Below are 3,100 nucleotides of genomic sequence, written 5' to 3' on the forward strand. Positions count from 1 at the left end.
CATGGCGTGGTCCGCAGCGCGAGCGAGGCGGCACGGTGGTTCGCCCAGGCCGCCGCGAGCGGCCATGCGCCGGCGAAATCCATGCTGGCGGTCATGATCCTCTACGGTTGGCCGGCCACCACAACGGCATCTGGGGATTTGTTCGGCGATCGTGCCGGAGCCGCGAAGGCCGACCCAGCCGCGGCGGCGCGTCTGGCCGCTGAGGCGGCCCAAGCTGGCGTCCCCGAGGGACAGGCGCTCTATGCCTATCTCCTTGCGACGGGGACAGGCGTGGATCAGGACCACGCCGCAGCCGAGGCATGGTACCGGAAGGCGCTGGCCGCAGCCGACTTGCCGCAGGCGGCGCTTGGGCTTGGCGTCTTGCGGATCTCCGGCAATGGTGGGCCTGCCGATCTTGTTGAAGGTGCCGCGCTCATCGGCCAGGCCGCCAGTGCGGGATTGGCGACGGCCATCTATCTCCTCGGCATGATGCACGAAGGGGGCACAGGCGTCGCGCAGGACCTCGGGGCGGCCGCGTCGCTGTATCGGGCTGCGGCGGAAGCGGGGCATCGCCCGGCCCAGGCGCGCCTGGGCTTGGCGCTGATCGAGGGCCGCGGCGCCCCGGCCGATCCGCAGGATGGCGAGACCTGGTTGCGACGGGCCGCCGTGGCGGGGGACGCCGAAGCCGCGGCTCTGCTCGGGGATCTCTACGCGCATGGTCGGGATGGCCTGCCGCCGAACTATCTGGAAGCCGCCTCCTGGTATCGGCGAGCGGCCGATGGGGGGCATCAGCTGGCCCAGCGCGCGCTGGGCATGTTGTACCTGACCGGTGCCGGCGTACCGCGCGACCCGGACGAGGCTGTCCGGCTTTTTGCCGCGGCTGCGGCCGCCGGCGACGCATCGGCCAAGGCGGATGTTGGGAACCTTGTGTTGAGCGGCACACGGACCGAGCGCGACCTGCCCGCGACGATGGCCGGCTGGTTCCGCGAAGCGGCCTCTCGCGGGGATCTTGTCGCGGCCTATAATCTTGCGGTTTGTCATGCGCATGGAGTAGGCGTGCGGCCTGATCCGCGTGAGGCTGGCGAGTGGCTGAAGGTGGCCGCGACCGGCGTGGTGAATGCCCAGTATTGGTATGCGCGCATGTTGTCCGGCGATGACCCTTCGATGGCGGATTTGCCACAGGCGCGCGCGTGGTTCCGCCGGGCTTCCGACGAGGGCTATATTGAGGCGACCGCCGCCTTGGCCGAAATGCTTGGCAATGGCCGGGGCGGGCCTGCGGACCCGGAAGCTGCGCTCAAGCTCTATCTGCATGCGGCGGAAGCCGGGCATGTGGGTGCGATGTTCGGCGCCGGTGCCCTGCTGGCTGGAGGGCACGGCCTTCCGCCCAATAGGGAGGCTGCGGCGGTCTGGTTCCGCCGAGCCGCCGAGGCGGGCCATCCGGAGGCGCAATTGATGCTGGGGCGCTTTCTGCTGCGTGGGTTTGTCCCGGCGAGGGAGCCCGATGAGGCCCGCGGATGGTTGGAACGGGCTGCCAAGGCGGGCGTGACCGATGCGATCCAGGAACTTGAAGCTGCCCGCCCATGCCTTGTGGTTTAGAGCACTGAGCTTAGTACAGGCAGACGACATCCGGCGGCCTGACTTCATGACTTTCGTCATGTGGACGGCTTGGCTGCTGCGCGGGGATGTGCGTGGGAGTAGCTCGACCGCCAGTGCCGAAGGCCAGCGCGAGTTTGTGGCCTGGTGGCTGCTGTTTGGCCGGGACGAGTACCCGAAAGCCTGGGGGGCCGGTCCGGTGCAGGTCGCCGTCGCCATGGAATCGGTCGAGGCAGGCAGATCGGGCTTCAGACTGCCCAGGCTGCTGCGGCGTCTTCACGCCAGTCGGGCCGATCTGCAGCTCGCCTTTCCCTTGACGAGCCGTAAGGCGGTGACGGCTTTCTGCAGTTGGTACGTTGTTCATGGCCCGCATGAACTCGCCTACGCGCCGCCATTGCCGGCTGAGTTTGCGGATCTGATTGGCCTCTCCACGGGCGGGCCGTGGTCGGGATCAAATCGAACTGCGCCTGCCCCAGTGGCCCTTTCATTGCGCGCCGCGCGGGCGGATTTGCAGTCGTTGTTCAACGTTGACACAGCGGCGGGGCGGGTCCGTTTCGAGGCATGGTTCGCGGCGAGCGGTCGCCGGTTGCTACCGCAATCGACCTTCCCTGCCGCCGCAAAGTCGCCGTTGACCGCGGCGGAACGGAAGGCAGCCTGGCGCGGCTCACGGCGCTTTGGCGTGAATTTGGTCGGTTTCGCTCGGGCGGAGTTCGGCATTGGCGAAGATGTCCGTATGGCGGCGGCCGCCATGGACGAGGCTGAGGTGCCTTTCTGTGTAGTCGATGTGCGGCCGGTTGGGAGCAAGGCAAGGCTGCAGGACCGCACATTGGAGGAGCGCCTGACAGACGATCTAGAATATCCCGTCACCCTCCTTTGCATGACTGGTTTTGACACAGCTTCCCTACTCCTCTCGGGACATGGCCATCTTCTGCGCGCGCCGAAGAACATCGGCTACTGGCCCTGGGAGCTGCCTCGCTTCCCGATGGAATGGCAGGATGCCTATTCCCTAGTCGACGAGGTGTGGGCGGCCAGCTCGTACACGGCAGCAGCTTACGAGGCGGATGGAGTGGTGCCGGTCAGAATGGTGCCGCCTGTCGTGGCCGTGTCGGCGGTCCATTCCGTCAGCCGGTCCAGCCTGGGACTCCCCGAGGACGCCTGGGTCGTGGTGTGTCCCTTCGACCCAAACTCCTCTGTCGCTCGAAAGAACCCCGGTGGCGCCATACGCGCCTTCCAACAGGCATTTCCGGATGAACCTGACGTGCTCCTACTCTTGCGTGCCAACGGTGACCCGCACTTTGCGCCAGGCTGGGATGTTATTCAGGCGGCGATCGACAGCGACAGCCGGATACGTCTTCTGGAAGGCACGCTTGAGCGTGCGGACGCGCTTGGCGTCTTGGCGTGCTGTAACGCTATGCTTTCGTTGCATCGCGCTGAAGGCTTTGGTCGAAACATCGCCGAAGCAATTTTGTTGGGAGTGCCTGTGCTGGCGACAGGATTCTCCGGATGCGCAGACTTCCGCGAAGACGAC

At 66.7% G+C, this 3,100-nt stretch carries 2 protein-coding genes; both read left to right on the top strand.

What is annotated here, in order from left to right:
• Nucleotides 1-1,575, top strand: a 1,575-nt coding sequence (locus tag IOC82_RS16365; RefSeq protein WP_290547271.1) for a tetratricopeptide repeat protein, incomplete at its 5' end; no start/stop codon positions are given.
• A gap of 46 nt (nucleotides 1,576-1,621) precedes the next feature.
• The coding region (locus IOC82_RS16370) for a glycosyltransferase (protein WP_290547272.1) at nucleotides 1,622-3,100 on the top strand (1,479 nt) is incomplete at its 3' end.

This window comes from Aestuariivirga sp. (assembly GCF_020252395.1).
Classification (GTDB): Bacteria; Pseudomonadota; Alphaproteobacteria; order Rhizobiales; family Aestuariivirgaceae; genus Aestuariivirga.